Source organism: Roseomonas sp. TS2 (assembly GCF_058833935.1).
The window spans coordinates 1-25869 of record NZ_JCACVY010000046.1; the positions used below are offsets into that span (position 1 = coordinate 1).

Genomic DNA, 25869 nt, shown 5'->3' on the forward strand with positions numbered 1-25869 from the left:
AACCCAAATCGGCCGCCAGCAGCGGGCCGATGCGGGTCGGCCAGTTCATCCAGGCGTCGCGCGCCTGACGGGTCGTCTTGAAGAGCACGGTCTGAGCCACGGCGAGCTCCACCAGGGCGTTCGCCGCCTGCTGGGCGGCCAGCACCTGCTTGAGTGCCAGGGCGGCCTGCTTGGCGCGTTCCGAGACGGCGAGCGTGGGCGTCCGGCCGCCAAGCACCTGGCGGGCGAACTCGTCCAGGTCGAGATCCTCGTCGTCGCCGTCCTCCGGCTCCTCCGGGCGGCGCTGGCGCCGGAGCGCGCCGCCGTGCGGCTGCTCTTCCCGCTCCTCGAGGACGGCGGCCGGTGCGGACACCGGGGCGCGGACAGTGCGGACAGGAGGTGCGGACATGTCCGCAGTGTCCGCAGGGGTGTCCGCACCCTTGTCCGCATGCCGATTGGCCTTGCGCCAGCCGCTGCCGACCAGCGCCGGGTCCAGCGACCCATCGGGCAAAGTGCCGAGGAATCCGCCATTTATGGCGCGCCGGACCAGCTTGTCGTTGCAGCCCTCGCGACGGGCGAACTCGCGGATGGAGATCCCTGCGGACAGGGGTGCGGACACTGCGGACAAGATTTTGCACCCTTCAGCTGGGGTTGGAGCGCGGGGTGAAATGGCCCGCGCCCCACCCCCCTCCAGGAAGGACCCAAGAAGGGGGGTGGGGGGGAGGCCGGCGGAGGCGAGGCCGGGATGCTCAGCGCCGCGCCGTGGCCAGGGCCTTGGCGAGCGATCGGCGGAAGGCCACGGGGAGAACCGAGGCGGCCACCTTCGTGACCCGCCGCTTGAAGCCGAAGCGGGGCTTGTAGGTCGCCTTGGTGACGTAGAAGGCCAGCAGCTTCAGCTTGCCCTTCGACCGCTGGTACAGGCCGGCTACCCCGTCGATGACCGCGCTCGACACGCCCTTGCGGGCCTTCGCCGCGGCGAAGGCGCCACGCGCCGTGTTGCCGTACTGGTTGGTGCGGATGGCGCGCGGCAGCACGATGGCGCGCTTCTCCGGCGTGCGGGTGCCGCCCGTCTCCTGCACCTCCAGGTACTCGGCCTGCCGGTCCTTCACGAAGACCCGCGCCTGCAGCCGACCCTTGGTCGCCCGCGCCACGCCGATGGCGTTCATGGTGAAGGGCGTCGGTCGGTCGAAGATGCGCGGCAGCTCCTTCCGCACCGAGTTGGCCGCCACCTTGGCGCTGTCGTTCAGCGCTGTCGCGGCGGCGAAGGGCACTTGGCGCTTGGCCAGATCGTCGAGCCGCCGCGTGAGCGGCCGCAGGTCGGCCTGCACATCGAACATGCTCAGCGCCCCGCGCTGTTGGGCGGGTCGGCCTCGACCAGCACGCCGGAGTGCAGCAGGTGGTTGACGGTGCGGATGTCCGCTCGCCGGTGCCAGCCCGGCCCCAGGTAGCAGCGGGTGCCGGGCGGGCGGCCGAGGAAGCCGGTCTGGCTTTCGTCCGGCACGGCCTGGACCTCCTCGCCATCCGGCGTCCGGTAGCGGCCCTGCGCGAAGCGGTGCCATCCCCAGCTGCTCACCGCCGCCCGGTCGGCGAGGCCGAGGCTGCCCGCGATCAGCAGCGCCGGCGGGCGAGGCTGCGTCGCGGCCGACATCAGCGCACCGTCAGCGTAGAGTAGGCGCCCTGCCCGGCCTTCCCGGGCATGCGCTGGCCGACCATCTCCTCGGTGATCACCGGCCCCGGCGTGGCAGGGATGGCGGCGAAGTCGGCCTTGATGAGCATGTGCTTGCCGACCAGCACCACGGGGTTGTCGCCCATGGCCTCCAGCAGCACCGGCTTCAGCTCCTTCAGCCGCTTCTCCAGGCGGTTCTTCTCGGGTGCGCCGAGCGCGTACTCCTCGACCAGGGCGGCGAGCTTCTTGTCCTTCAGCACCGGGTAGTTGGTGGTGCTCGGCCGAGCCGCCGCGGCGGCCGGCGCATCCGGCGCGGGCTTGCGGCTGCGGGCTTTGGCGGGAGCGGCGGAGTCAGCCGGCTTGCGGGGCATCGGGGGAAGTCCTCCTCAGGATGCGCGCCACCTGCACGGGGTGCCAGACGTCACCACCGGCCGGTGTGCGGATGCCGCGCGCGGTCAGCGCCTCGGCGATCTGGGTGTGGTTGGTGCAGCCCGCGCGCTGCGCCGCCTGGATGGCTGGCAGCACATCCCGGGCATGCTGCTCGGCACGGGCGATGCGGATCCCGGTGGCCTGGCGCGCGGCCGTGCCGTCGCCAGTGCGGAGCCGGGGATTGCCGAGCCGGATGCCGCGCGCCTTTGCCGCCTGCAGGGCGGCCTTGGTGCGTGCGGAGATCATCTCGCGCTCATGCTCGGCGACGGCGGCGAGGATGTGGATGGTCAGGCGGGAAGCATGGGGGTTGTCGCAGGCGACGAACTCGATGCCCGCCTCCATGAGGTTGGAGACGAACGCCACGTTGCGGGCCAGGCGGTCGAGCTTGGCGATGACCAGGGTGGCGCGGCGGGAGCGGCAGGCCGCGATGGCCGCCGCGATCTGCGGCCGGTCGTTCTTCTTTCCGCTCTCCACCTCCCGGAACACATCCAGGATGCGGCCGCCGGCCGCGCGCACATGGCGCTCAACCGCCTCTTGCTGGGCCTCCAGGCCGAGGCCGCTGGCGCCCTGCTTGTCGGTCGAAACGCGGTAGTACGCGATGAACCCTGGCACGCCGCCCCCGCCTCCCAGCCTCTTCAGCGGGGTTTTGCGGGCCATTCTGGGAGCCGATCATGGGTCGGTGGGGGTGAACACTTCCAAACGGACGTTTGACGAAATGTGCAGGCTACTTCGTCAACGCCGAAAGTAAGAGGCTACTTGCTCGCCTGAGGCTTGCCGCAGCACAAGGCCAGGAAGCCGGCCAAGTCTTCCCGGCTACAGGACAGCTTGCCTGCGGCTTCATCCAGCTCTGCGGGAGTGATTCTCTCGCATTCGGCCTCTGAGCGACACTGGTCGGCCAACTGCAGTATCCGCGTCCACCCACTGCTCTTTTGGAGACTGGAGGTAGCGAGCTGGCGGTTCACCCAATCGGTGAGAAAGGCTTCAGGAGCACGGACCATATGGATCCAGTAAGCCTGCTCTGCAGCCTGCTGTCACCACCATCTGTTTCAAGGGCTGACGGACGTTGCCACCGTTGGTACAGCCGCGCCCATTTCATGGGGCGGCTGCGCCGGCGGCGGCAGAGCCTCGTCATCGGCGAGCGGCCACATGCTGGTGACGCGCAGCGCGGCGCACTGCGGGTGGTTCACCCCACAGATCCGGTGCGGCTGGTCGCGCTTGGCCGGGCAGATGCAGGCATAGGGCGTGGTCATGCGAGCACGCCCAGCGCCACGATGCCCTTCTGCCGGAGCGGAAAGGCCAAGCGCTCCATGGCCTCACCCCAGAGCCGGGCCTCGCCATGGTCGCGCTTCGGATCCGGCGTCGCCTGGCGCTCGCCCCAGATGCGCAGCACACGGGCGTGCGCCAGGTCGATGCGGCGCTGGCGGTAGAGCCGGTCGAGGCATTTCACCACGTCATCCGGCTCGCAGGGGCGCGCGGTCCGTCCGGGCTGGAGGCACAGGCCCGCACCGCCACGGCGCGCGATCAGCGCGGCCATGGTCCAGAGCCAGGCATCCTCAACAGTGTTGAACGGCCGCGCGCCCCCATCCGCGCCCTTGCCAGGCGTGTCGGTGAGGTTCATCGGAAGGCTTTCTGCGGGGGGAGACGCGCCTCAGCGCGCGGGCAACAAAAAACCCGGACCCCTTCCGGGCTCCGGGCGCACCTCTAGCGGCAGCGGGTTGAACCTCGCAAAACCGTGAGCGGCTGTCAAGCACGATGTCAGGGCAGGCCCATATGGGCCGCCAGGTAGTCGAGGGCGGCCGGTACCGACGCCATGGCCGGGTGCGGTTCGTGCTGGATCACCAGAGCCCGCACGGCATCGGCAGGACGCGTGCCACAGTCCCGCTGGATCAGCTCCATCCAGGCCTGGTACTGTCGCCAGGCTGTGCGAGCCGCTCGCTCCTGATCGCCCGTCAGCTCCTGCCCCACCGCCCGGCCGCCAGAGCCCCAGCCCTTCGGCAGGGCCAGCGCCGGCAGCGCGTCGCGCCAGTATTGCCGCAGCCACCCGGCGGCTTCCTCCTGGCGCTCGGTGAGCCCCAGCGCCACCAGCGGATCATGATCGGCTGTCGCCAGGGCACTCGATCCTGGCACCCCAGAGTGGCAGATCGGCCGGGCGCGCATGGCCGCGCCATCCGCACCCCGGTCGCTCTGCAGGATGCCCACCCGAGCAGCCGCGCGCTCCTGCGCGGCTCGCCGGTCATGGGCACTCAGGGCAGCAACGCGCGTCGCCTCGGCGCGCTGCACATCCCGGCGCTGCGCGGCCAGCTCCTGGCCCACCAGCAGCCCTGCCCGCTCGCGGAATCGCCGCGCCTGACCGGGGTCAGGCACGTCCACCCCCGGCGCGACGGCGCGGCGATGGCTGGTAGGCAGGATCGAGCCCGGCTCGGGCGCTGCCGGCGGCTCCGCCAGCAGCTCGCCCTGCACACGCGCCCAGATGCGCGAGACCCGCCGAGCCCAGAGCCGGGCGGGGAACTGACCGTCGGCGCAGTTGGAGCGCCGAACGCGGCCCGCCGAAGCGGGCGAGGATCCCTGCGCGAAGGGCGGCAGGGCGACAGACAGATGCGACACACGGACCTCTGGCGGCGGACCCCCGACCGGCGCCAAGACGAAGTGCTATCACGGGTGCGTGATCACGAGTAGCAAGATTTGCGTTAAACGCAATTTCCGCGTGCAGTTTTTTGGCCGAGAGCGCGGAAAGGGCGAGATGGATCATGCTGCGGCCGCCATCTGCGCGCCCAGCAGGCGCTGCGCGACCTGCCAGGCCGGCAGGTCGTGGGCCCGCATGAAGCCCTCCATGCGCAAGCGCTCCTGGTGCTCGGCCGAGACGCCGGCCCGAACGACCTGCACGTAGCGCTCCACCCGCTCGCGCTGCTGCGGCAGCAGCCCATCGTCATCGCGGATCAGCGGCATGGGCTCCTCGGCCGCGTTCAGTCCGGAGCTTCCCTCCTTGGCCCGCTTCATCCGGGCGTCGATGGCGCGGAAGATCCAGCTCACCGCGTCACGCCTCGGCTCCTCCAGAGCCTCCTCCAGCACCCCCAGCACCAGGGCGCAGTCGTCTCTCGCGGCCTGAACGAACTTCCCCAGCAGGGCCTTCGCGGAACGATGCGGCTTGCCCGTCAGCCGCTTCAGCAGCTCCAGCCCCTCGGTGTCGATTTCCTCCCGAACATCTCTGCCCGCTTCCGGCACGGCCGGCGCAGCCGGCGGCGTTCCTGAGCGAAGCGAAGGAACGGAATCTCCTCCCCTCCCTCCTTCCTCCTCCATCGGCCCTGACAATCGCCGACTGGTCGGCGACCGGTCGCCGACAGGTAGCCGACCGTCCGGCGACGCCTTCTGCGAGGCGCGGCGAGCGGTCGCTGCCATGTCGCCGTCGCCGTCATCGCCGCCCATGGGAGGCAGAGGCTTCTCGGAGCAGGTGTGGCTGTTGGATGGAAGATCGACGTAGCGGGCCACCTCGTCCGTGATGGGATGCACGGCCTTCGGCTTCTCAGGGCGCTGGAAGCGGCGAAAGTTGCGGATCGCGCCAAAGCTCTTCCCGTCGACTTCGTAGCGCATCAGCATGCCGGCGTTGCGCAGCTCCTCCAGCAGCTCGGCAGCGTCGCAGGCATCTGCGGGAAGGATGCGCATCTTCAGCGTGAGGACCTTCCAGGCGAACACGCCCTGGTCGTCGGCTTCGGTCCATAGGCCGATGACGAAGAGCCGTGCCGCGTGAGAGACAGAAACGAAAGCTTCGTCCGTGAAGAGGCCTGGATGGATGCTACGGATGCGCGCCATGACTAGACCTCCAACGTCTGCAGGGACACGAATCCACCTTCGGCCAGCCGCGCCATGCGCTCGTGCACCGCAGACGCCGGCACGCAGCTGTGCTGCGCAATCTCGGCCAGAGTGGTCGTGTGGGTCGGTTCTTCGGCCGAGAGATCAGAAAGGCTGACGAGCACCGCCAGCAAGCGGTGGTCGATCAGCCGCACTCGCCCGAGTGTGATGCGAGGGTGAATGCCCTGATCTTGGCCTTGGGGGTCGCGATCTGTAGTCATGTCCCGGCATCCATGGAGTTGATCGGAAGCGCCGGCGGTTGCAGCCGCGGCGCTTCATCTGTGGTTTCCGCAATCCACCCGAGGCGAGGCCCATCGGCCGGCGGCGCTGCATCCCAGACCATCCAGGCATAGGGAGTGGCGCCGCCCGTCTCTCGGGCATTCGGGTCATCGCCGCGCCACATCGTCAGGCGCGACGAGAACACCCAGATTCGGTTCGGAGGCCGGACGCGAAACAGCGTCCGGTGCCTGCGCATCCCTTCCAGGAAGGCGAGGCGCAACAGCAGGGCCACCCGCTGTGCTCCGAGCGCCTGCGCATGCAGCAGGAATGGCGCAGCCAGGCTGTAGGGCGGATTGGTGACGATGCTGGCGCTGCCACCACGCATCGTCTGCTCGCGCAGAAAGTCGACGCCGCCTAGGCCCCAGCCGCGCGGCACCAGGTCAGTGCTGTGCGTCTCGTAGCCGGCTGCAATCAGCACGCGCGCCATGGCGCCATCGCCAGCCGCGCACTCCCAGATCGGGCCCGGGAACGTCTCGCGCGCCAGCAGCGCGGCCGTGGCGGCCGGCGGCGTGCGGAACCACTCATGCGGGTCCTGCCGCGCGCCGCGCCGCTCGCGTTTCAGGCGCCCGCCGCCGACCCCACCCGGTAGGCCGTCGACGGCAGGCTGCCGCTCACCATAGGGGCGGGGGACCCCCGGTGAGATCTGGATGGGGGCGCTCATGCCGGCCCCCGGATCTTGCGCTGGGCGCGGTGCCCTTGCAGCGCTGCCAAGATCCGCATTCCCTTGCGCACGACATGCGTGATTTCGCGTTCGAGTGCGGCCTCGTCCGCAGCGCACAGCACGCCATCCGCCAGCCCTTCGGCGAAAGCCTGATGGAACTCGCCGAACTCCTGGCTCAGCTTCGCCACCAGATGCGGCAGGCTTTCGGAGGCGGTCTCGTCCAGGCGCGTCAGGGTGTAGCCGCGGCGCTGCACCAGCAGCTCGGTGATGGGCGACGCTTCGGAGACCTCTTCCAGCCGGTCCAGCACATCGAGCGCGATGAACTGGCAGATATGCGGACTTTGGTAGCCGCTGAGCACCGTTGTGCCGACCCGCGTGCAGGAGGCCGCCGCTGCCAGCCCGCCCACGCGCTCGATCAGCATTCGGGTGCTGGTCTTCAGCGCCAAATCGCCAGTGGAAAGGGGACGCTGCGCCATCATGCGAAAGGCTTTCTATTGGCCACGCTCAGGCTATGAGCGAGAACTGCCAATGACCTATGCCCGGAAGGGTTGTGGCGGCGGGCGCAGCTTGGCCCTGGAGAGGTCGGGCGGGGCATATCGGCCTTCTGGCGGATCTGGGTTTAGGGCTCTGCGCAGGGGGCTGCGCAGGAACAGGCGGATGGATCTCGATGCGGCGACAGTGGGAGACCTGTTCCTGGGTGCGACCATCCTGCTGGCCACGATTGCACTCGCCATCGCGCGGCCATGGCGCAGGCCAAGAGCCACCGATGAGGCAAGCCGCTCTTCCCAGCCTGCCCAGCGCAAACCCACTCCATGTCATTGCTGCTCACCGCCTGAGGGGGAGCCGCCCAGCACGTAGTCGGTGCCGGACCCAGCACCACCACAGCCGGTCGCCAGGTGGCGCACTCATGTGCCAGGGTGATGTAACTGCCAGGCCCCACATCACGCAGCGGCCTCAGCAGAAATCGAAATGGTCGCGGGCGCTAACCTCGCTGCCCGGTCAAGAGCCAGGTCTTGTGGCGTGACAGCGCCTTTTGAGGCATCGGCCACCGCATGCCACTTCCCGTCTGGAACCCCATCCTTGCGCCACGACGCGAGCGTACGGGCGGAAATGCCGACCTCCGCACGGAAGGCGGCAGATCCACCAGCAGCCGCGACAGCTCGGTTCAGGGGCGATTCGACCATGCCTGCAAATATGCAGTTATTCTGCATGGGATCAATCCCGAACTATGCATCCCCAAAAAGGGACACTGAGTGCAGTTTTTCTGCCATGAACAGCAGCGACCATAAGCGCCAAGTGGCCCAGAACCTGACAATCTTGCTCAACGCCGTTGGGTTACCGGATGCGGAAGTCGCTCGCTCAGTTGGCATCAGCAATAGCAAGCTGGGTAATTGGAAACGGGGCGACAACTATCCGGATCCTTTTGTCTTGGTCCTGATCTGCGAGCGCTATGGAGCAACGATGGATTGGTTCTACCGTAGCCGGGTTTACGGAATGCCGGCAGAACTAACAGACCGCATTATTGCCGCCACTCCCAAGGCAGACACCCCGACACGCCGTAGCCGCAAGAAGCCTTCATCATCTCCCTGATTCTTTCTGTCTCGATCATACGCGCTAGAGTTAGCCTTTCCACTTAAAAGAACATTGCGGGAACACTCTAAAGGGGCTTACCTAATCTGCGCAATGCAGAAATTATGCACAAACAGATTGATCGTGTGCAGAATAACTGCATCATTATCTCGCCGATCAGTGAGGAGATGATGCTGTGGCTATGAAGCCCCTGACACCCATCGACGGGTCTATCGTCGACACGCCTGCCACATCCCCTTCTGCGCCGCCTGCCGGCATTCCTGTCGATCTGCTGCGCCCTGCCGCACCAACCCTCCGCGACGCGCTGACCTACATCCGCGTCCAGGCTGAGGCGGCCGCGACCCGCGCCGCTGCGCTCGCGCAAGAGGCGCAGGCCATGCAGGAAATGGCCGAGGCAAACCGTGCTCATGCCCGCCGCCTGGAAGATGTCCTTTTCCTGCTGGGAGAGGCGGCATGAACGCGCTCACGCCGCTCCAGATCGCCTTCCCGCCTGTCCTCGCTCCGCATCCGGATACGCCCGTGCACGCTGTGCTCCAGCAAGCGCTGTCGCTTGCGACGCTCGCCCGCACCGTCGCGCTGCTAGTGCGCGAGGCCTCGCCGCTTCCGGTCGACATGACGCAGCGTCAATTGGCCCTGCTGCTTCACCTGGCCACGATGGAGGGGCCTCACACGGTGCGGGGCTTGGCCAACGCCCTCCGCCTCTCCAAGCCTGCAATCTGCCGGGCGGTCGACGTGCTGAGCGAGGCGGCGCTGGTTGAGCGGAAGCCGGATCTGCGCGACCGCCGCAGCGTACTGCTGGCGCTGACGAGCACGGGCCGCGGGGCGGTGCGCGCCCTGGCGTACCAGCTCTCCACCCCCGACGAAGCATGAACGCCGTGCGTGGACTTTTGCGGCCAGCCGCAGAAGCGGTGCTTGCCCCCTCCCCCATCGCTGACGCGGCCGAGCTGCTCGCGCATCTCCGGGCAGGCGACCTGCTCACCAAATGCCACGGCACCGGCTGGCACCTGGTACGCGCTGATGCCCCCGTGGCCAGCGAGGCGGTGCTGGCCCTGCAACTGGCGGCCGAGGGGCGCCTGATGCCAGCCGGCGACGTTCTGCCGGGCATGGATTCCGGCCTATCGCAGACCTGGGAATGGGAAGACGCCCCTCGTCCAGGCCCGGAGCTGTTCGACGTCTTCGACGTCCGCAACATGCTCAAGCGGGATGTGGCCGCCGCCGGCAGCGCGACGCTGTACGCGGAATCGCGTGCAGCGCCCGGCCAGCGGCCGCTGACACGCTCGCAGATCACGGACGTGACCGGCGGCCACAAGCACCCCACACCTGCCGTGTTGCGGGTAATGGGGCTGACCCAGCGCTACGTCGCGCTGGCCGAGCTGCGGAGGCGCCGGTGACCGACGCGCCCCCTCCCCCGCCGCCGATCCTGCAGGAGGTGCGCCGGCACGCCGAGCGCACCGAGGCGCTGGCCGACTACCGCGAGAGCCGCCTTGGCGGTTTCCGCCAGGATACCGCCGCGGCAGCCGAGATCGCTGCCGAGCGGCGCGTCGCGGCCTGGATACGCCAGCAGCTCCAGCAGCAGGAGGCGCTGCATGACCGGCGCCGGTAAGGCGGGCCTGGTGCCGCCGCGCCAGCAGCGCGCCATCGATCAGGCCGAGCAGCGCCTGGCGGTGCTGATCTGGGCGCGGGGCAAAATGGCCGGCAGCCAGCTCCTGGCCGAGGACGCGCTCGACATGCTGGTGCGCGACGAGGCGCTGCAGCTGGGGAAGCTGAAGGGCCTGCGCCCCCTGATGTCGGAGCGCCAGCCATGATGCCGCCTATCGAGCGCCGCACGAACTGCGACGGCATGTACCGGGCAGTGCGCGAGCGCTGCCCGAATGCCTGCGTGTCCTGGTACCTAACCAGCTCCTTCGCCTACTACCACTGCGACAGTCCCTTCCTCAGCGACGCGCTCTACGACGAGATCTGCCGCGACATCGACGCGCGTTGGGATGAGATCGTGCACCCGCAGAAGCGCCTGGTGCAGCGCGACCAGCTGCGAGCCGGCACCGGCTACTATCTAGCCCTCGAGGTTCTGCCGCTCTCGGTGCGCGCGGCGGCGCGCGTGATGATGCACGAGTTGGGCCTGTCGCCGCCGCCGGCATGGATGATGCAGCCGGTGCCGGTGCAGCCGGCTGATGCCAAGGAGCCGGAGGCGGCAGAGACCTGCCCTGCAGCCGTGCAAGTGGCTGCGCCGCCCATTCTTCCCCTTCTGCCTTCTATGCCACGGCCGGTGCAGTTGGCTTTATTCTGAGGGCGGCGTGGCGCCCTTAGCTCGCCCGCCCTCCTGGTCCGATGAGGCACCGCCGCCAGCAGGCGCCTACTGCGGCTGCTGCGGGCGGCACAATCCTGGCGCTGGCGGCCGCTGGTGGCATGATCTGCGGCCTGCCCGCGACGGTGGCTCGACGGGATGGGCATGCTGGTCCTGCCACCCGCCTGTGCACTTAACGCCCGAGCAGATAGAGACCTCCTTCAAGCGGTAACACGCCTGACATCGACCTTCGATAAAGCATATATTGAATCGTATATATAAACGTGTATACGCTCGTATATATGCATTTGAGGGTAGGATCATGAAAACGCTGGTGATCGCCAGCCAGAAGGGAGGGGTCGGGAAGACGACCTTGACTGGGCACCTGGCGGTCGAGGCCGAGAGGCAGGGTGTCGGTACCGTCGCCATGATGGATACTGACGAGCAGATGAGCCTATCCGGCTGGTTCCGGGTTCGGAAGGCCGAGACGCCAATCCTTGCCCAGCCCATCGAAGGCAACCTCCGCAAGACACTGGACGCCATGCGCAAGGCGGGGGTTGATCTGGTGATCATCGACACCCCACCGGCCATCACGTCATCCATCTCGCTTACGGTGGCCCTGGCGGATCTGGTGATCATCCCCGTCCGGCCGTCACCGCATGATTTGCGGGCCGTAGGACGGACGGTCGACATCGTGGACCAGCATGGCAAACCGATGGTCTTCGTGGTGAACCAGGCAAACCAGCGGGCGCGGATCACTGCTCAAGCCGCTATTGCCCTGAGCCAGCATGGTGCCGTGGCCGACACGATCATCCACTCACGCACCGACTTCGCGGCCTCGATGGCCGATGGCCAAACGGTCCAGGAGATAGACCCGGAGGGCAAGAGCGCTGCCGAGGTGTCCGAGCTCTGGACCTACATCAAGAGCCGCTTCGATAAGAAGGACCGTCGCTGATGAGCCGCAACGACAAGCCCGTGCTGACGGCCGACTTCGTTGTCCGCAAGGATTCCATTCCGCAGCAGGTGAAGCCACCTACTGATGTCGGCCCCGCTCCGCGGGTGGTGACCTCCATGCGCCTGAAGGTGGACGACAACGAATGGCTGCGCGAAATCGGCCATAGCCTCCGCATGACCAAGACCGAGCTGATCGACGAGGCTATCGCCCTACTAAAAGAGCGCCATAAAGGCATATAGATATATATGAGCATATACATAAATATACGTGTATACGTATATTGCGCCGGGAAAAACAAAGGGCTAGACGTTCGGCGTGTATCGAGGAATCATGAACTGGGCCGAGCAATCCCGCTCGGCCAGAAATAGAAAGGGCCGGCACCGCCGAAGCAGAACCGACCCCCTCTTCCAGACAAAGCGGCCGAAGCCACCCCATCCAGACGTTGCACTCTGAAGGTAGGCCTGGGCCGCCAACTTCGCAAGCGTGAGCTTGCGGAATTGGGGAACCTGCGTCCTGCGGGCTGGCAGAAGCCATGCCTGACCTGATGACGCGCGTGGCCAGCCTTGTGGCTGGCACACCGCGCGAGCTGCACCAAAAGCGCCTGGCCGAGGAGTACCTCGCCGGCGGTCTGGACATCGCTGACACCCTGCCGGCGCTGTACGCGCTGCATGCCCGCTGGGATGCCCGCCGGGAGCTGCAGGCGCCGCGGCCGCGCAGCACCCCGCGTGAGCCGCGCTCGACGGGCCGCTACGTGCCCAGCCTGAGCCTGGATCCGGTCACCCACCTGCGCGGCTGCGCGCTCTCGGTACTGCTGCTGGTGCGCTCGCTGGCCGACCAAGCGGGGCGCCTGGTCACCCTGACCGCCTCGCTGGCGACCCAGCTCGGCTACACACGCCGCGCGGTGCAGTACGCCTACCACCAGCTGCGCGCCGCCGGGTACCTGGAGCACCGCTACGATGCTCAGCGCGGCGTGGTGATGCTGGAGCTGCTGGAGGCGGTGCTCCCGTCGCCGGAGGCGGTGCAGGCCCGTCAGGACGAGCGCCGCGCGCCCACGCCCAGCACCGGCTGGCGCGAGGCCTGGAAGCGCCGTGTGCAGGCCCTCAATGCCCTTGCGCGCCGGGGGGTGCGAAATGCCGTTCGCCCATTAAACGCCTCTCAGATTCAAAGGGGCAGGGCAGGGGAGCAGCTCTCCAGCCTGATGGTCACCGCCACCTGGCCGGCGGGTAAAGGAGCAATGAGGCTGTGCTGATTACGGCGGGATCGCGGAAGCCCGAGGGTGCGCGCGGTAATCAAATGCACACTGGCGTGCGCCAGATGGAGGCGGCAGTAGCCGTCATACGTACGGCCCAAGACGCCTTCAAAGCGGCGCATGCTGACATGCCATGACGCCCACAGAGTTCTTGCAGTGCCTAGCCAATCTCCATTGGAAGCCGGGAGAGGTAACTCGTGTCCTGAACATGGAGCAAATCACCGTCAGGCGCTGGTCCTGTGGGTTAAGCCTGGTGTCGCTGGCTGCATCCGTATGACACCGCGCACTGGCGACCGGCGTACGCGCACTCATGGCACAGCATCCTGCATCTCCAGTGCACCGAAATCCCTGCCGCGGTCGCTTGCACAATCAGCAAGCACCACATTTTGCCCTTGGCAAAAAGACAACCACGCCAATCGTACGGAGCAGGGCAGCCGAAATAATCCGCTACTGAAAAATTGTGAAAACTTCAAAGCTCGAGCTGATTTTTTCGGGCACCACCATGTCAGCATCTCTGCAGAAGGTTCCAAAAACCATCGATGGGCAAAAAAGTAGACGGCTCTGCTCCTGATCAGGCCAATGATACCGGCATACCGGCTGCAGGTGCCATGGACCAGGGTGCCCTTGAACCACTAGGGCGACCTGGGCTGCATCATTGGAAACAGGCAAACATTGTCGATCCGAGCATCGAGAACCGAGGCAGCGTGTTCTTCGCTGCTGTCGAGATGACGCGGATGCCAATGATCTTAGCCGATCCGAGGCAGAGTGACTGCCCAATCGTCTTTGCCAACAACGCCTTCCTCGACCTGACCGGCTATGAGGAGGGAGAGGTGCTGAACCGCAATTGCCGCTTCCTCCAGGGCGCCGCAACCGATCCGATGACGGTTACTCAACTGCGTGAAGCTGTAAGGGATCAACGTCCGATTGCCCTTGAAATCCTAAACTACAGGCGGGACGGCACGCCCTTCTGGAACGCGATCTTCATGGGTCCGGTGTTCGACCAATTTGGAGAGCTGATCTATTTCTTCGCCAGCCAGCTTGACGTCTCCAAACGCCGGGAGAGCGAGCAGTCACTGCGCCAAGCGCAGAAAATGGAAGCCATTGGTCAGCTTACTGCTGGGCTAGCCCACGACTTCAACAACATGCTGCAGATCGTCAACGGCAGCCTGGAGATGCTGAAGCATAAGCGCCATGACGAACGCGCTTTTGAACGACACCACAACGCCGCTACGGCAGCTGCGGAACGCGGCTCCAAACTGACTCGCCAGTTGCTGGCTTTTGCTCGTCGCTCGCGTCTCGAGCCGAAAGGCGTCGACCTAAGTCAACTGGTGAATTCCTTCGGCGAATTGCTGGAAAGTTCGGTGGGACAACGAGCCGAACTGTACCTCAGCCTGCAGCGGCGCCTTCCCGAGGTGCAGGTGGATCCGGTGCATCTTGAGATGGCGCTGCTCAACATTGTGGTGAATGCGCGTGACGCTTCGCCCAATGGCGGTGCAATCACCGTGAGGACCAAGGCCATCCACCTCAACGGGGACGCCGCAGCACATCACTTGGAGCCAGGCGACTATGTCATGCTTTCGGTCAGCGACGAAGGCACGGGCATGCCGCCACACATCCAGGCGCGCGCCACCGAACCGTTCTTCACCACCAAGCCGCAAGGCCAGGGTACCGGGCTCGGCCTCGCCATGGCTCAGGGCTTTGTTCAGCAATCCGGTGGACGGCTGGAGATCGAGAGCGAGCCTGGGCGTGGCACCACGGTCCGCATGATCTTTCCAAGAATGGTGCAGGAAACGGAGGATCAGCGGCTCGAGGCACAGCAGAGCGGCTATCAGACGCGCTCGCTGAGCGAATCCACGGCGCCTCCCTTGATCCTCGTGGTGGATGATAGTCGAGAGATCGCCCACATGGCTCAGGAGGCGCTGACTGACATTGGCTACCGCGTGGTCGTCGCCTACAGCGCTGAGCAGGCGCTTGAGCGCTTCGATGAGGCCAAGGCGGCGAACGACCCATTCAGCCTCGTGTTCTCGGACGTGCTGATGCCAGGTGGGGCCAACGGGTTGGTTCTTGGGGAATGGGTGCGCGAGCGCAGCCCTGATGTGCCCGTGGTGTTGACCACCGGCTATAATGACGAGATGTCGCTGAATGGCCCTCGAGACATCACGCTTGAGGTGCTCGGTAAGCCTTACAAACGCAGTGAAATGATCGATCGTCTTCAGGCGGCGCTGCGCCGCGGCGCTCGTACCGGGCCCGATCGACAGACCTCAGATTTTGGCCCTGCTCGGGAATAGATACGGCCGATAAAAATCTAGTCGGAACAACGGCGCCCTACCGGGAGGCCCCGACAGGGCACCGTTGCCACCAATATCCGCCCTCTAGTGTGCCGAGGAAGCACATCAGCTCAACCACGGCAGACAGCCTTAGTTGCAGTAAGGGATCCATTTTTCGAAGCCAGGCAGCCAGAATTTTGCGCTCAGCGGCCAGTTTTCAGAGGGACACGGCTAAGCCAGGTCCCTTTTTCGCTTGATGTCGGATTTGCTGAGCAGACTCCGGCACTCACACGGATCCGTCTCAGATCACCAGGACAAAACCTTAGATTAATTTTCCTTGATACATAATTCTTGAAATGAGACACAAATCAGAAAAAGGCTGGCATTAAGGGGAGAACGACAGTGGTCTCTTCCGGCTCCAGTACTCCTTATCGCCCGGCATGTTGCTGCCTGATCACCGATGCTCCGACATCGCCGCAAGAACTCGAGTATCCCATCGCTTCCGCCAATTTTTCGGTACGCGGCCGATAAAAACGTTGCTCGCACTCTGGTGGAGTTATACAACCCATGCGGCATCACAGAATGGTGATACAGCTCTAGGTCGAGAGACTTTGGGACTGCCAGAAAGGCATAGCAATGAGCACTGTGGCACTTCTCACCATGATCGGTTGTGGCCTCAGCTTCGGAGGTGTGGCGTACGTCCTATCGACGTGGCGCTGAACAGGCGGCCAGCCGCGGCAGAAGCCTCAGACGGCCGTGACGCTGAACAGCCAGTTGGCAGAGGCGCCTGCTGACTAGGAGCTCGCGGCCGGGCCTTATCCAGGGTCCGGCCGTGGCATCATCCTCTGCCGTTAAGCGAAAGCACGCTAAGCTAAGATTATCGTGTCCCGCGCTGCTTCAAATCGTCCGCCTCGCAGCGTGGCAGCCATCCCCAGGCGCCATGTTCCCGCTGTCCCTCTCGCCGTGTACTCACAAATACGAGCATTTCGCCATATATATTGCGATATCGAAATTATGTATGTACCCTTTTTCTGTGTTAAGGAGGGACCAAGAAATGGCCGCTTTTAAGGCTATGATGATCACTTTTGGGGTGGCCCTGTCGTTTCCATCTATTGTTGCGGCAGAAAGCTTATTTGCTTGCAAAGCGTCATTCCACATCCTCGGCAATGACAAGGACTATGCCGGAGTTGGTCCGAGCCAGGCCGCCGCTATGTCAGCTGCCGGAAACATGTGCTTAAGAGAGCAGGCAATACCAGCGGCAAAAGCGGGATGTGCAAGGCCGCGGGTTGCAAATTGTGCAGCCTACGACGGCTGTAGGGCTATCAGAACTAGCGGCCCGGATGAACATCACAATAATCATTGTAGACGGCACGGTTTTCTTGGCTACGACTCTGATCCTGAGGATACAAGCCTCGGCCGAGGCGTATGCTTTAAGAGGGAGGAGTGCGCTAAACGGCGTGAGGGAGTGGACCCGTTCTAAAAAATCCTCTTAGTGCCCACTTTGCTCCGTTTTTGAAGTGCCCCTTATCCAACTCCATACGAAGGGTAGGAGAGGCGGCCGCCAGGTTGCCGAAAAGCAAGGGTATGATTTCTTCATCCTGAGCTGGAATTCGGCTACTCAGTAGCCATGCCTTCCGCCGAAGCTGTCACCATTTCCCTCACGCCCGAGCTGCGCCGTTATATCGACGAGCAGGTCGCCTCCGGCCGCTACCAGACCACCAGCGAGGTAGTGCGCGCCGGCCTGCGCCTGCTGACCCGGGAAGACCCGCCACGGCACCTGCAGCCTAAGGGCGTGTTCCGCGCTTCAGCGACCCGGAAACGCTGACGTTATGACCCGGCAGAACGGTGAGCCTTCCTGGACGGAAGAGGAGCGGCTGGCTGCCCTCCAGCAGACCGGCCTCCTCGATACACCGCCCGAGCAGGCCTACGACGATTTGGTGCGCCTCGCAGCCGAGCTGATCGGCGTGCCCATGGCGGCCATCCATCTGATCGCGGAGGACCGGCAGTGGGGCAAGGCTGAGATTGGCCTCGGCACGCGCGACATGCCGCGCAACATCGCCTTCTGCCCCTACACCCTGCTGGAGCCGGACGGGCTGGTGGTGCCAGATGCCACCCGGGATGCCCGCTTCGCCCACAACCCGCTGGTCACCGGAACCCCAGGCATCCGCTTCTACGCCGGGATGCCGCTCCTCTCGGAGGGGCTGCCGGTCGGTGCCCTCTGCGTCATCGACACCGTTCCGCATGAGGCCGGCCTCAGCGAGAAGCAGCGCCTGATCCTGAAGGCGCTCGCCGCCCAGGCCAGCAGTCAGATCGCCCTGCGCAGGACCCTGGCGGAGCGGGACGCGCTGGCCGCCGAGCGGGACCGCGCCGCCGCGCTCCACCGTCAGACGCTTAATAGCGCGGTCGATTTCGCCATCGTCTCCACCGACTTGGCAGGCCGCATCACCGGCTGGAACACCGGGGCAACGCGCATCCTGGGCTGGACGGAGAGCGAGATGCTCGGCCAGCCGGCCGACCTGTTCTTCACCCCCGAGGACCGGGCCTTCCGCCAGCCCGACGTCGAGATGCGCCAGGCGGCACGGCAGGACCGGGCCCTCGACGAGCGCTGGCACCAGCGCAAGGGCGGTTCCCGCTTCTGGGCTTCGGGCGAGATGATGGCGCTGCGCGACGAGCAGGGCCATCATATCGGCTATCTGAAGATCCTGCGCGACCGCACGGAGCAGCATCTGGCGGGCGAGGCGCTGGAGGCTGTCAACGAGCGGTTCCGGCTGTCCCAGCGCGCCACCCGGGACGCGATCTGGGACTGGGATTTAAAAGCAAACCAGGTGCTGTGGAACGCGGCGCTGCAGGAAGCTTATGGCTGGACGCCGGAGCAGGTACTGCCGACCGGCGACTGGTGGATCGACACCATCCACCCCGAGGATCGTGTCAGGATCGACCAGAGCATCCACGCGGTGATCAACGGCACCGGGAGTGACTGGTCGGACGAGTACCGTTTCCAGCGGGCAGATGGCAGCTACGCCATCGTGCTCGACCGCGGCCACATCATCCGCGACCGCCACGGACGCGCGGTGCGCATGATCGGCGCCATGCTCGACCTGACCCGGATCCGGAACGCGGAAGCCGCCCTGCGCGCCAGCGAGGAGCGATTCCGGACCATCCTGGAGACGGTGGAGGCGGCGTTCGCCATCGTCGAGGTCAAGTTCGACGCGGACGACAAGCCGGTGGACTACCGCTTCGTCGAGGCCAACGACGCCTTCGAACGACAGGCGGGCGTGGATCTTCGCGGCAAGTGGGTCACGGAGTACGCGCCGGATCTGGAGCGGTTCTGGTTCGAGACCTACGGGCATGTCGCGAAGACCCGCGAGCCCTTGAGCTTCGAGAGTTACGCAGAAGCCTTCAAGCGCTGGTTCGACGTGCGCGCCGTCCCGGTCGGCGATCCCGCTGACCGGCAGATCGCGATCATCTTCGACGATGTCACCGAGCGGCGTGCCGCGGAAGAGCGCCTGCGCACCAGCGAGGCGCTGGCGCGCGAGAACATCGAGCGCGTGCAGCTGGCGCACGCGGCCGGCGCGATCCTCGGCACCTGGCACTGGCACCTGCCCACCGACCGCTTTACGGTGGATGAGGGCTTCGCCCACGCCTTCGGTCTCGACTCCGCGCTCGGCCGCGAGGGCCTCCCGCTGGAACAGGTGGTGGCGAACGTCCATCCCGACGACAAGCCGGGGCTGGCCACCGCCATCAAGGAGGCGGTCGCCCGCGGCGGTGCCTACGCCCACCAGTACCGGGTGCGCCGTGCCGACGGAAAGTACTACTGGATCGAGGCCAATGGCCGTGTCGAACACGCGCCGGACGGTACGCCGCTGAGCTTCCCGGGCGTGCTGCTCGACGTGCAGGAGCGGCGTGCTGTGGAGGCGGAGCGTGACCGGGTTACCACGGAACTCCGCGCGCTCACCGACACCCTGGAGCAGCGCGTCGCCGAGCGCACGGCGGAGCTGCAGCACGCCGAGGAGCAGCTGCGCCAGGCACAGAAGATGGAGGCCGTGGGCCAGTTGACGGGCGGCCTGGCACACGACTTCAACAACCTGCTGACCGGCATCGTGGGCTCTATTGAGCTGCTGGGCATGCGCGTGGAGCAGGGGCGCATCAGAGACCTGGACCGCTACGTCCTGGCAGCCATGGGCGCGGCCAAGCGCGCGTCGTCGCTGACGCACCGGCTACTGGCCTTCTCCCGCCGGCAGACCTTGGATCCAAAGCCCACCGACGTGAACCGGCTGGTATCGGGAATGGAGGAGCTGATCCGGCGCACCATGGGGCCGTCCATCGCGCTGGAGGTTGTCGCGGCTGGCGGGCTATGGGCGACGCTGGTTGATCCCAACCAGTTGGAGAACGCGTTGCTGAACCTCAGCATCAACGCGCGCGACGCAATGCCGGATGGCGGACGGCTGACGATCGAGACGGCGAATATGTGGCTTGACCCCCGCGTCGCCAGAGCGCGGGAGATGGAGCACGGCCAGTACGTCACGATCAGCGTCACCGACACCGGCACCGGCATGTCGCCCGAGGTGGTCGCGCGCGCCTTTGATCCGTTCTTCACCACCAAGCCACTGGGGGAAGGTACGGGCTTGGGGCTTTCCATGATCTACGGCTTTGCCAGGCAGTCCGGCGGTCAGGCGCAGATCTACTCGGAGGTCGGCCTGGGCACGACGGTGCGCCTCTACCTGCCGCGGCACATTGGCGAGGCGGAAGCGGCGGAGGACCTGCCGAACCTCAGCCAGGCGCCTAGAGCGGAAGTGGGACAGACCGTTCTGGTGGTCGATGACGAGCCGACGATCCGCCTGCTGGTCTTGGAGGTGCTGGAGGATCTCGGCTACGCAGCGGTCGAGGCGGCAGATGGCGCCTCGGGCCTGAGCATCCTACGCTCCGATGCCCGGATCGACCTGCTGGTCACCGACGTCGGCCTGCCGGGCGGCATGAACGGGCGCCAGCTGGCTGATGCGGCCCGCGTCATCCGACCCGAACTGAAGGTCCTGTTCATCACAGGCTACGCCGAGAACGCCGTGATCGGGAACGGGCAGCTGGAGCCAGGGATGCACGTCATGACCAAGCCCTTCGCGCTGGAAGCCCTGGCCAACCGCATCAAGGACCTGATCCGGCACGAGTAGCACCGGGGCGGATCTGAAGAGGCCGGGACATGCCGTGAAGCCTTTTTCATCCTCTTCAGCTCCGCTCGCAAGTGGCAGCTCTCAGTTATTGCGGCGAGGCGTTCCGCCTCAGCCACGAGGTGCTGGATGTTGGCGGACCATGGCGCGAAGCGCGATAGCTTGCGGGTTGTCAAACAGCGTTTCTATGAGGTCACGCATCTGCTGAAGTGCCATTCCAGTCCAGCAAAAGACTGGCCTGCGACGCGCTTCCTCAAAGATGGCAGGAGGCGCTGGCACCCAATCAGGACCAGCAAATCAAACGTTATAAGTTCCAACCCTAGTTCGCTGTTCCATAGGTTCCGGTAACGCGGTGCACCGCGTTGTTCAGATAGCCCCGCGGGTTCCAAGTAGGGTACAGGGGCTGGGCGCGGCCCAGCCGATCGGTCGCGCGGGCAGCCAGCATGACCGGGCCTGGCGGTGGAGTGAGGCCCTCTGCTTGGAAGCGCCGCCAGGCCCAGGAGCCTTCTGCATATTCCAACTGCGCCGGTTGCCAACTGGCGCCTCCATCGGCGGAGACATCGACCTTGGCGACGGGCACATGGCCGCTCCAGGCGAAACCGCTCATAGTGATCGGGGCGGTGGCATGGAAGCCGGCGGCTGGCTCGGTGATGAGGCTTTTCACTGGCATGTCCGTGATTACCTCAAATTTGGTGGGGTCCACAGGATCGCCGGGCAAAAGGCGCTGCCGCGGCATCCGGTAGTCCAGCCCCGTCATCTTTGCCCCGTCATGCTCATGATCCAATACGAGGATGCGAGTAAGCCATTTCTGCCAAGCGGAGCCGGGGAAGCCGGGCGCTACAACGCGTAGAGGAAAGCCGTGCTCCTGCACCAAAGGTGCACCGTTCATTGCAAAGGCGAGCAGCGTCTCAGGCGCCATGGCCTTGGCAATAGGTAGGCCACGGGAGAGGGCCTGCACCCCTGGCTTTCCAATCGCGTGGTCCGCGCCCTCGAAGCCTAAATAGACAGCACGACCATCTACTCCTGCTAAGGTGAGAAGGTCGGCGAGACGGATTCCGGTCCAACAAGCGCAGCCTACCGCACCATGGCCCCAGGGTAGTCCATCCGCCGCCGGAAGGATGGCAGCACGTCCATTCCCGGCACATTCAAGTACCGAAACCAGTTCCACTGTCTCAAAGCGTCCTCGTAGTTCCGCAAGCGTAAAGCGAAGAGGACGGCGCACGAGGCCTTCAACAGAAAGGGTCCAGGCCACCCTTGCTTTCTCCGTTTCGGGTAGGGTGCCGTTGTTACGGATGAAGAAGACGCCAACGGGAGTAATAGCAGCACGAAGCGCCTCCACCGGAGGCTCAAGGTTGAGCGCTGGGTCGGGAAGCCGTTGCCGACAGTCATGGGCATGCATAAGGATCACCATGAATGATGCGCATGCTTTTCTATGTAGGCCAGATGTTCGGTTTGAGGCTATCTGTTTAGTCTGACTTGCGCCGCACATATGGCCTTGGCAGCGCCTGATCCTCGATCCAGTAATCGACCAGCATTGCGACATGCGCAACTCGTTGTGCACGCCCCAGCAGCGCAGTGTGGCACCACGGTACTCGCAGGTGGTCCAACCCTGCTCCGGGATTTCCGGCCGGCTGATCACCTTGGCACCAGGAGGAAGCTCTGTTGGCGGTGGTATGGCTCGATCATAGCCGCCGCGGCATGCAACTATAAGACTTGTTCTTGATTTGTTCGGCATGTAGCGTAGCCACGGGCGTGCCGGTGCGCGCCTTTCATCCCGACCATGGAGCCTTCCCCCTATGGCCCGCCGAACAGCGCCTCGCCCCCCCGGCTCACCGGCACGCCCCCAGCCCCTGCAGCGCATCGCCGACATGGTCGGCCGCGCCGTGCCGCCTGACCGCGTGCGGCGCGAGGCAGAAGCCATGGTCGCCGCGCTGCTGGCCGGGGCAGGGGATCGCATCGAGATCAGCGAAGAGCTTGGCGAGATGGCGCAGCAGCTGGCCGAAGGCGTGGAGGCCGTGCGTGAGGCGGCGGCGGAACTCGACCGCAGCGACCAGATCGCGCAGCGTCAGGCGGATGCCGCCATCGCCTCCCTCATGGCCGCGCGCGACGTCATCGCCGCTGCCGCAGCCCCCTGAGCGGAGCGGCTGCCATGGCCCGGGATGGCTACACCGGGGCCGAGACCACCGGCTTTGTCTCCCCCGCCTCCGACCACCTCGAAGGCCCCATCGACCTGTCGCAGATCCTCGACCTGCGCCGGCCGCACCGCTTCCCGGTGCGCGTGCTGGGCGAGGCGCTGGTCGAGCGCGGCATCCTGCCCGGCGACATCCTGATCACCGACACCGCGGCCGAGCCGCGCCACGGCGCGGTCGCCATCATCATGGTGGGCGGCGAGGTCCTGGTGGCGCAACTCGCCTTCAAGCAGGGCCAGTGGTTCCTCAAGCCCGGCCGGCGCGGGGAGCCACCCATGCCGGTGTCAGAGGACACCCAGCTCTGGGCGGTGGTGGCCGCCCTGGTGCGCGAGCGGGTGTGACCCTGGCATGCCGGCCACCTACGGGCTGATCGACGGCAACAGCTTCTACTGCTCGGCCGAGCGCGCCTTCGACCCGGCGCTGCGGCAGGTGCCGGTGGTGGTGCTCAGCAACAACGATGGCTGCGCCATCGCCCGCACCCCGGAAGCCAAGGCGCTCGGCATCAGGATGGGCGAGCCCTGGCACCTTGTGCGGAATCGTACAGAGCTGCGCCCGGTGCGCTGGATGAGCAGCAACTACGCGCTCTATGGCGACATGAGCCGGCGCGTGTACCAGGTGCTGGCCGAGCGGGTGCCGCGGGTCGAGCCATACAGCATCGACGAGATGTTCCTCGACCTGGATGTGCCGCGCGACCTGGCGCTGTTCTGCGCCGAGCTGCGCCAGGAGGTGCTGCGCATCGCCAAGGTGCCGACCTGCGTCGGCTGGGGCCCGACCAAGACCATCGCCAAGCTGGCCAACGGCCTGGCCAAGGACCATGCGGCGCTGGGCGGGCTGTGCGACCTGACCGACCCGGCCGAGCGCGCGGCCTGGTACCAGCGCCTGCCGGTGGGCGAGGTGTGGGGCATTGGCGGCCGCACCGCCGAGAAGCTGGCCCGCCTCGGCATCGAGAGCATCGCCGACTTCGCCGACGCCGATCCGCGTGCGATGCGCGACCTGCTGACGGTGGGCGGCGGCCGGGTGCAGGCGGAGCTGCGCGGCACCTCCTGCCTGCCGCTGCAGATGATGGTGGCCACCCGCAAGGGCCTGGCCTGCACCCGCGCCTTCGGGCGGCCGGTGACCGCTTGGGGCGAGATGCGCGAGGCGGTGGCCGCCTACGCGCATCGGGCGGCGGAGAAGCTGCGGGCGGAGGACCTCGAGGCCTGCCACCTGGCGGTCTTCATGCACACCGATCCGCATGCCCAGGGGGAGCGCTACCAGCACCTGCAGCACGCGGCGCGGATCGAGCCCACCAGCGATAGCCGCGACCTGATCGCCGAGGCGGTGCGCATGGCCGAAGGCCTGTGGCGCGACGGGCTGCGCTACGCCAAGGCCGGGGTGGTGCTGAACGACCTGCAGCCGGCCGGCCGGCAGGCGCGGCTCTTCGCGACGCGCGAGCCGCGGGCCTCGGCCCGCACCATGGCGGTGATGGACGCGATCAACCGCCAGCACGGCGCCGACACGGTGCGGCCGGCGGCGACCGGCATCGCGCGGAGCTGGAGCACGCGGCGCGCGATGCTGTCGCCACGCTACACCACGCATATCGGCGAGATCCTGCGGGCGACGGCGTTCTGATGCGGCCGCTACCCGTTGCTGATCAGCACCTCGCCGGCCCGCTGCTTCTCGCCCTTGGCGATGCTGTAGGTGGTCTCCACCGCCTCGATGGCGAATCGCCCGAACACCTCCCGCACGCCCGGCGTGTCGTTCAGGCTGAGCAGGAAGCGCCCCTGGATGGCAGCGAGCTGCTCGGCCAGGCGCTCGAAATCGGTGCGGTCGAACACGCCCGGGCCGTAGTCGCGCTCGCAGCCCCAGTAGGGCGGGTCGAGGTAGAACAGCGTGTCGGGGCGGTCATAGCGCGCGATCAGCGCGGCGTAGGGCAGGCGCTCGATGACGACGCCGGCGAGGCGCTCATGCACCTCCTCGAGGATGGCGCCGAGCTTGGTCACGTCGAAGCGCGCCGGTGCAGCCAACTGCACCCCGAAATTCCGGCCGCTGATCTTGCCGCCGAAGGCGGTGCGCTGGAGGAAGAGGAAGCGCGCGGCGCGCTCGAGGTCGGTCAGGGTGTCGGCATTGGCTGCCACCAGGCGCTCGAACTCGGCGCGGCTGGTGAGCTGCCAGCGCAGCATGTCCATGAGCGCGACATAGTGGCGCTGCAGGACGCGGAACAGCGTCGCCACGTCCGTGCTGATGTCGTTGATCACCTCGCAGCGGGCGCGGAAGGGGCGGCGCAGGAAGACGCCGCCCATGCCGACGAAGGGCTCGACATAGGTGGCATGGGGGATGGCCTCCAGCCGCGCCACGATGCGGCGCGCCAGGTTGCGCTTGCCGCCGAGATAGGGCGCGGGGGGAGCTGCCGGGCGGGCCGGCGAAAGGGTCATGGTCTCCATGGGTGGAGGCCTCCGAGAGGCCCTGCCCTGGGGAGGGCGGGGCGGAGAGATCCGTGTGCGGTGTCGGCCGCACGGCTCGGGCTGCTGGAACAGCCCGGGCTCCCGCGCCTTCGCGCGAGACGGATCCGGGGCACGGGGCCCCGGATCAGGGTGGCAGAGAGCGAAGGGCGCTGACCAGCGCCCAGCGGGTCAGATCGTGCGCCAGAGGGCGGCTTCGGCGGCGCGACGGCGGGTCAGGCCAGCCAACACTTTGCCCGCACCCTTGTTCCAGCGCGCCAACTCCGCCGGCACGGCGGCATAGTCACCGCTGTTCAGCTTGCGCAGCAGGGTGGAGGACCGGGCCGCGCCGGCACCGACGTTGTAGACCCAGGAGATCAGCGCGCCGCGCTGGCCAGGGGTGAGGCTGACCGTTACGGCGGCATCCACCGTGCGCGCCGCATCCTGCAGGTCATGCGCGAGCCAGGCGCGCGCCTGGGCATCGGTGCAGGCCGGATCGGCCAGGCTGACCTTGCGGCCGTCCGGGTAGCGGGTGGTGCCATAGCCGATGGTGGGCACCCGGGCCGGGCACAGGTAGGGCGTGCTCCGGAAACCCTCGAACGCCGCCACCAGGGCGACCGTGGCGGCGGTGACCGCGGGCGGCGCCGGCGGCAGGGGCGCGGCCAGGGGAAGCGCTGCGGCCGCCGGTGCCGGCCGCAGTGCCGCCAGCAGGCGAGAGAGCCAGCTCATGGCGTCAGCAGGGGCAGCAGCAGGGCGACGATGTCGGCCAGCGTCATGCCGGCGCTGACGATGCGCTCCCAGGCCTCGGGGGCGAGCTGGACGCCCAGCACGCCGAGCAGCGAGGCGAGGGCGAGCCAGGTGGTGCGCTGGCGCAGGCGCGCCAGGAGGAGAGG

The 25869-nt window shown here is 66.5% G+C and carries 31 protein-coding genes; 16 read left to right on the plus strand and 15 right to left on the minus strand.

The window, feature by feature from the left end; all coding sequences use genetic code 11:
• The 12 genes from ACZJYS_RS09895 to ACZJYS_RS09950 form a co-directional block, all read right to left on the minus strand.
• Positions 1-607 (minus strand): hypothetical protein (locus ACZJYS_RS09895; RefSeq protein WP_493177566.1); only part of this gene is annotated, 607 nt, incomplete at its 3' end.
• Positions 608-728: 121 nt separating this feature from the next.
• Positions 729-1316, minus strand: a complete 588-nt coding sequence (locus tag ACZJYS_RS09900) for a hypothetical protein (RefSeq protein ID WP_493177569.1) — start codon at positions 1314-1316, stop codon at positions 729-731.
• A gap of 2 nt (positions 1317-1318) precedes the next feature.
• On the minus strand, positions 1319-1627 hold the full coding sequence (locus tag ACZJYS_RS09905; protein ID WP_493177571.1) for a hypothetical protein: 309 nt from the start codon (positions 1625-1627) through the stop codon (positions 1319-1321).
• The gene (locus ACZJYS_RS09910; protein WP_493177574.1) at positions 1627-2016 is read right to left on the minus strand and encodes a hypothetical protein; all 390 of its coding nucleotides are present in this window, start codon (positions 2014-2016) and stop codon (positions 1627-1629) included. Before ACZJYS_RS09910 ends, ACZJYS_RS09905 begins: the two co-directional genes overlap by 1 nt.
• Entirely contained in the window at positions 1997-2686 is a 690-nt protein-coding gene (locus ACZJYS_RS09915) for a recombinase family protein (protein WP_493177576.1), read from the minus strand. Before ACZJYS_RS09915 ends, ACZJYS_RS09910 begins: the two co-directional genes overlap by 20 nt.
• Before the next feature lie 434 nt (positions 2687-3120).
• Complete coding sequence (locus tag ACZJYS_RS09920; protein ID WP_379640715.1) at positions 3121-3324, minus strand: hypothetical protein; 204 nt, start codon at positions 3322-3324, stop codon at positions 3121-3123.
• Positions 3321-3692, minus strand: a complete 372-nt coding sequence (locus ACZJYS_RS09925; RefSeq protein WP_493177578.1) for a hypothetical protein — start codon at positions 3690-3692, stop codon at positions 3321-3323. Before ACZJYS_RS09925 ends, ACZJYS_RS09920 begins: the two co-directional genes overlap by 4 nt.
• Before the next feature lie 137 nt (positions 3693-3829).
• The gene (locus ACZJYS_RS09930) at positions 3830-4678 is read right to left on the minus strand and encodes a hypothetical protein (protein ID WP_493177580.1); all 849 of its coding nucleotides are present in this window, start codon (positions 4676-4678) and stop codon (positions 3830-3832) included.
• A gap of 141 nt (positions 4679-4819) precedes the next feature.
• Positions 4820-5881: a hypothetical protein gene (locus tag ACZJYS_RS09935; protein WP_379640712.1), complete on the minus strand. Its 1062-nt coding sequence runs from the start codon at positions 5879-5881 to the stop codon at positions 4820-4822.
• A gap of 2 nt (positions 5882-5883) precedes the next feature.
• A complete protein-coding gene (locus tag ACZJYS_RS09940) occupies positions 5884-6141 on the minus strand; it encodes a helix-turn-helix domain-containing protein (RefSeq protein WP_493177582.1) in 258 nt (85 codons plus the stop codon).
• Positions 6138-6860: a hypothetical protein gene (locus tag ACZJYS_RS09945; RefSeq protein ID WP_379640710.1), complete on the minus strand. Its 723-nt coding sequence runs from the start codon at positions 6858-6860 to the stop codon at positions 6138-6140. Before ACZJYS_RS09945 ends, ACZJYS_RS09940 begins: the two co-directional genes overlap by 4 nt.
• Positions 6857-7339 (minus strand): phage regulatory CII family protein, encoded by a 483-nt coding sequence (locus ACZJYS_RS09950; RefSeq protein ID WP_379640709.1) that lies wholly within the window; start codon positions 7337-7339, stop codon positions 6857-6859. Before ACZJYS_RS09950 ends, ACZJYS_RS09945 begins: the two co-directional genes overlap by 4 nt.
• A 790-nt stretch (positions 7340-8129) precedes the next feature.
• On the opposite strand from ACZJYS_RS09950, the gene ACZJYS_RS09955 reads away from it, so the two are divergent.
• From ACZJYS_RS09955 to ACZJYS_RS10015, 13 genes are all read left to right on the plus strand, one after another.
• Positions 8130-8450 carry a helix-turn-helix domain-containing protein gene (locus ACZJYS_RS09955; protein ID WP_493177585.1) on the plus strand — a complete coding sequence of 107 codons (321 nt, stop codon included), beginning with the start codon at positions 8130-8132 and terminating at the stop codon, positions 8448-8450.
• Between the two features lie 181 nt (positions 8451-8631).
• Positions 8632-8907 carry a hypothetical protein gene (locus ACZJYS_RS09960; RefSeq protein ID WP_379640707.1) on the plus strand — a complete coding sequence of 92 codons (276 nt, stop codon included), beginning with the start codon at positions 8632-8634 and terminating at the stop codon, positions 8905-8907.
• Entirely contained in the window at positions 8904-9320 is a 417-nt protein-coding gene (locus tag ACZJYS_RS09965) for a MarR family winged helix-turn-helix transcriptional regulator (RefSeq protein ID WP_493177588.1), read from the plus strand. Before ACZJYS_RS09960 ends, ACZJYS_RS09965 begins: the two co-directional genes overlap by 4 nt.
• Entirely contained in the window at positions 9317-9841 is a 525-nt protein-coding gene (locus tag ACZJYS_RS09970) for a hypothetical protein (protein ID WP_493177589.1), read from the plus strand. Before ACZJYS_RS09965 ends, ACZJYS_RS09970 begins: the two co-directional genes overlap by 4 nt.
• Positions 9838-10053, plus strand: a complete 216-nt coding sequence (locus ACZJYS_RS09975; protein ID WP_493177590.1) for a hypothetical protein — start codon at positions 9838-9840, stop codon at positions 10051-10053. The genes ACZJYS_RS09970 and ACZJYS_RS09975 overlap by 4 nt, the downstream gene beginning before the upstream one ends.
• On the plus strand, positions 10037-10255 hold the full coding sequence (locus ACZJYS_RS09980) for a hypothetical protein (RefSeq protein WP_493177592.1): 219 nt from the start codon (positions 10037-10039) through the stop codon (positions 10253-10255). Before ACZJYS_RS09975 ends, ACZJYS_RS09980 begins: the two co-directional genes overlap by 17 nt.
• Positions 10252-10737 (plus strand): hypothetical protein, encoded by a 486-nt coding sequence (locus ACZJYS_RS09985; protein ID WP_493177594.1) that lies wholly within the window; start codon positions 10252-10254, stop codon positions 10735-10737. The genes ACZJYS_RS09980 and ACZJYS_RS09985 overlap by 4 nt, the downstream gene beginning before the upstream one ends.
• A gap of 319 nt (positions 10738-11056) precedes the next feature.
• The gene (locus tag ACZJYS_RS09990) at positions 11057-11689 is read left to right on the plus strand and encodes an AAA family ATPase (protein WP_493177596.1); all 633 of its coding nucleotides are present in this window, start codon (positions 11057-11059) and stop codon (positions 11687-11689) included.
• Positions 11689-11928 (plus strand): hypothetical protein, encoded by a 240-nt coding sequence (locus ACZJYS_RS09995; protein ID WP_493177599.1) that lies wholly within the window; start codon positions 11689-11691, stop codon positions 11926-11928. Before ACZJYS_RS09990 ends, ACZJYS_RS09995 begins: the two co-directional genes overlap by 1 nt.
• Before the next feature lie 293 nt (positions 11929-12221).
• Entirely contained in the window at positions 12222-12938 is a 717-nt protein-coding gene (locus ACZJYS_RS10000; RefSeq protein WP_493177600.1) for a hypothetical protein, read from the plus strand.
• A gap of 608 nt (positions 12939-13546) precedes the next feature.
• Positions 13547-15226 (plus strand): ATP-binding protein, encoded by a 1680-nt coding sequence (locus ACZJYS_RS10005; protein ID WP_493177602.1) that lies wholly within the window; start codon positions 13547-13549, stop codon positions 15224-15226.
• Between the two features lie 1606 nt (positions 15227-16832).
• Positions 16833-17030, plus strand: a complete 198-nt coding sequence (locus ACZJYS_RS10010; RefSeq protein WP_493177605.1) for a type II toxin-antitoxin system ParD family antitoxin — start codon at positions 16833-16835, stop codon at positions 17028-17030.
• A 4-nt stretch (positions 17031-17034) separates the two neighbouring features.
• Positions 17035-20370 carry a PAS domain S-box protein gene (locus ACZJYS_RS10015; protein WP_493177607.1) on the plus strand — a complete coding sequence of 1112 codons (3336 nt, stop codon included), beginning with the start codon at positions 17035-17037 and terminating at the stop codon, positions 20368-20370.
• Between the two features lie 316 nt (positions 20371-20686).
• Here the strand turns inward: ACZJYS_RS10015 and ACZJYS_RS10020 are convergent, their stop codons facing one another.
• Entirely contained in the window at positions 20687-21778 is a 1092-nt protein-coding gene (locus tag ACZJYS_RS10020; protein ID WP_493177609.1) for a sulfite oxidase, read from the minus strand.
• Positions 21779-22235: 457 nt separating this feature from the next.
• Between ACZJYS_RS10020 and ACZJYS_RS10025 the strand changes: the two genes are divergently transcribed.
• The 3 genes from ACZJYS_RS10025 to ACZJYS_RS10035 are packed head-to-tail and all read left to right on the plus strand — an operon-like array spanning position 22236 to position 24167.
• On the plus strand, positions 22236-22502 hold the full coding sequence (locus ACZJYS_RS10025; RefSeq protein WP_493177611.1) for a hypothetical protein: 267 nt from the start codon (positions 22236-22238) through the stop codon (positions 22500-22502).
• Positions 22503-22516: 14 nt separating this feature from the next.
• Entirely contained in the window at positions 22517-22897 is a 381-nt protein-coding gene (locus tag ACZJYS_RS10030) for a LexA family protein (RefSeq protein WP_493177613.1), read from the plus strand.
• Between the two features lie 7 nt (positions 22898-22904).
• Entirely contained in the window at positions 22905-24167 is a 1263-nt protein-coding gene (locus ACZJYS_RS10035) for a Y-family DNA polymerase (protein WP_493177616.1), read from the plus strand.
• An 8-nt stretch (positions 24168-24175) separates the two neighbouring features.
• On the opposite strand, the gene ACZJYS_RS10040 is transcribed toward ACZJYS_RS10035, so the two are convergent.
• Together ACZJYS_RS10040 and ACZJYS_RS10045 are read right to left on the minus strand one after the other, a co-directional pair.
• Positions 24176-24979 carry a DNA adenine methylase gene (locus ACZJYS_RS10040; protein ID WP_493177618.1) on the minus strand — a complete coding sequence of 268 codons (804 nt, stop codon included), beginning with the start codon at positions 24977-24979 and terminating at the stop codon, positions 24176-24178.
• A gap of 189 nt (positions 24980-25168) precedes the next feature.
• Positions 25169-25705, minus strand: a complete 537-nt coding sequence (locus ACZJYS_RS10045) for a lysozyme (RefSeq protein WP_493177619.1) — start codon at positions 25703-25705, stop codon at positions 25169-25171.
• Positions 25706-25869: the final 164 nt, after the last annotated feature.

Excerpts from the sequence above, each read along its gene's own strand:
- ACZJYS_RS09900 (WP_493177569.1), bottom strand. The coding sequence starts at position 1,316 with ATGTTCGATGTGCAGGCCGACCTGCGGCCGCTCACGCGGCGGCTCGAC.
- ACZJYS_RS10010 (WP_493177605.1), top strand. The coding sequence starts at position 16,833 with ATGCCTTCCGCCGAAGCTGTCACCATTTCCCTCACGCCCGAGCTGCGC.
- ACZJYS_RS10040 (WP_493177618.1), bottom strand. The coding sequence starts at position 24,979 with ATGGAGACCATGACCCTTTCGCCGGCCCGCCCGGCAGCTCCCCCCGCG.
- ACZJYS_RS10000 (WP_493177600.1), top strand. The coding sequence starts at position 12,222 with ATGCCTGACCTGATGACGCGCGTGGCCAGCCTTGTGGCTGGCACACCG.
- ACZJYS_RS10020 (WP_493177609.1), bottom strand. The coding sequence starts at position 21,778 with ATGGTGATCCTTATGCATGCCCATGACTGTCGGCAACGGCTTCCCGAC.
- ACZJYS_RS09995 (WP_493177599.1), top strand. The coding sequence starts at position 11,689 with ATGAGCCGCAACGACAAGCCCGTGCTGACGGCCGACTTCGTTGTCCGC.
- ACZJYS_RS10005 (WP_493177602.1), top strand. The coding sequence starts at position 13,547 with ATGGACCAGGGTGCCCTTGAACCACTAGGGCGACCTGGGCTGCATCAT.
- ACZJYS_RS10015 (WP_493177607.1), top strand. The coding sequence starts at position 17,035 with ATGACCCGGCAGAACGGTGAGCCTTCCTGGACGGAAGAGGAGCGGCTG.
- ACZJYS_RS09965 (WP_493177588.1), top strand. The coding sequence starts at position 8,904 with ATGAACGCGCTCACGCCGCTCCAGATCGCCTTCCCGCCTGTCCTCGCT.
- ACZJYS_RS10045 (WP_493177619.1), bottom strand. The coding sequence starts at position 25,705 with ATGAGCTGGCTCTCTCGCCTGCTGGCGGCACTGCGGCCGGCACCGGCG.
- ACZJYS_RS10035 (WP_493177616.1), top strand. The coding sequence starts at position 22,905 with ATGCCGGCCACCTACGGGCTGATCGACGGCAACAGCTTCTACTGCTCG.
- ACZJYS_RS09925 (WP_493177578.1), bottom strand. The coding sequence starts at position 3,692 with ATGAACCTCACCGACACGCCTGGCAAGGGCGCGGATGGGGGCGCGCGG.
- ACZJYS_RS09910 (WP_493177574.1), bottom strand. The coding sequence starts at position 2,016 with ATGCCCCGCAAGCCGGCTGACTCCGCCGCTCCCGCCAAAGCCCGCAGC.
- ACZJYS_RS09920 (WP_379640715.1), bottom strand. The coding sequence starts at position 3,324 with ATGACCACGCCCTATGCCTGCATCTGCCCGGCCAAGCGCGACCAGCCG.
- ACZJYS_RS09990 (WP_493177596.1), top strand. The coding sequence starts at position 11,057 with ATGAAAACGCTGGTGATCGCCAGCCAGAAGGGAGGGGTCGGGAAGACG.
- ACZJYS_RS09970 (WP_493177589.1), top strand. The coding sequence starts at position 9,317 with ATGAACGCCGTGCGTGGACTTTTGCGGCCAGCCGCAGAAGCGGTGCTT.
- ACZJYS_RS09960 (WP_379640707.1), top strand. The coding sequence starts at position 8,632 with ATGAAGCCCCTGACACCCATCGACGGGTCTATCGTCGACACGCCTGCC.
- ACZJYS_RS09905 (WP_493177571.1), bottom strand. The coding sequence starts at position 1,627 with ATGTCGGCCGCGACGCAGCCTCGCCCGCCGGCGCTGCTGATCGCGGGC.
- ACZJYS_RS10030 (WP_493177613.1), top strand. The coding sequence starts at position 22,517 with ATGGCCCGGGATGGCTACACCGGGGCCGAGACCACCGGCTTTGTCTCC.
- ACZJYS_RS09950 (WP_379640709.1), bottom strand. The coding sequence starts at position 7,339 with ATGATGGCGCAGCGTCCCCTTTCCACTGGCGATTTGGCGCTGAAGACC.
- ACZJYS_RS09945 (WP_379640710.1), bottom strand. The coding sequence starts at position 6,860 with ATGAGCGCCCCCATCCAGATCTCACCGGGGGTCCCCCGCCCCTATGGT.
- ACZJYS_RS09940 (WP_493177582.1), bottom strand. The coding sequence starts at position 6,141 with ATGACTACAGATCGCGACCCCCAAGGCCAAGATCAGGGCATTCACCCT.
- ACZJYS_RS09980 (WP_493177592.1), top strand. The coding sequence starts at position 10,037 with ATGACCGGCGCCGGTAAGGCGGGCCTGGTGCCGCCGCGCCAGCAGCGC.
- ACZJYS_RS09935 (WP_379640712.1), bottom strand. The coding sequence starts at position 5,881 with ATGGCGCGCATCCGTAGCATCCATCCAGGCCTCTTCACGGACGAAGCT.
- ACZJYS_RS09985 (WP_493177594.1), top strand. The coding sequence starts at position 10,252 with ATGATGCCGCCTATCGAGCGCCGCACGAACTGCGACGGCATGTACCGG.
- ACZJYS_RS09955 (WP_493177585.1), top strand. The coding sequence starts at position 8,130 with ATGAACAGCAGCGACCATAAGCGCCAAGTGGCCCAGAACCTGACAATC.
- ACZJYS_RS10025 (WP_493177611.1), top strand. The coding sequence starts at position 22,236 with ATGGTCGGCCGCGCCGTGCCGCCTGACCGCGTGCGGCGCGAGGCAGAA.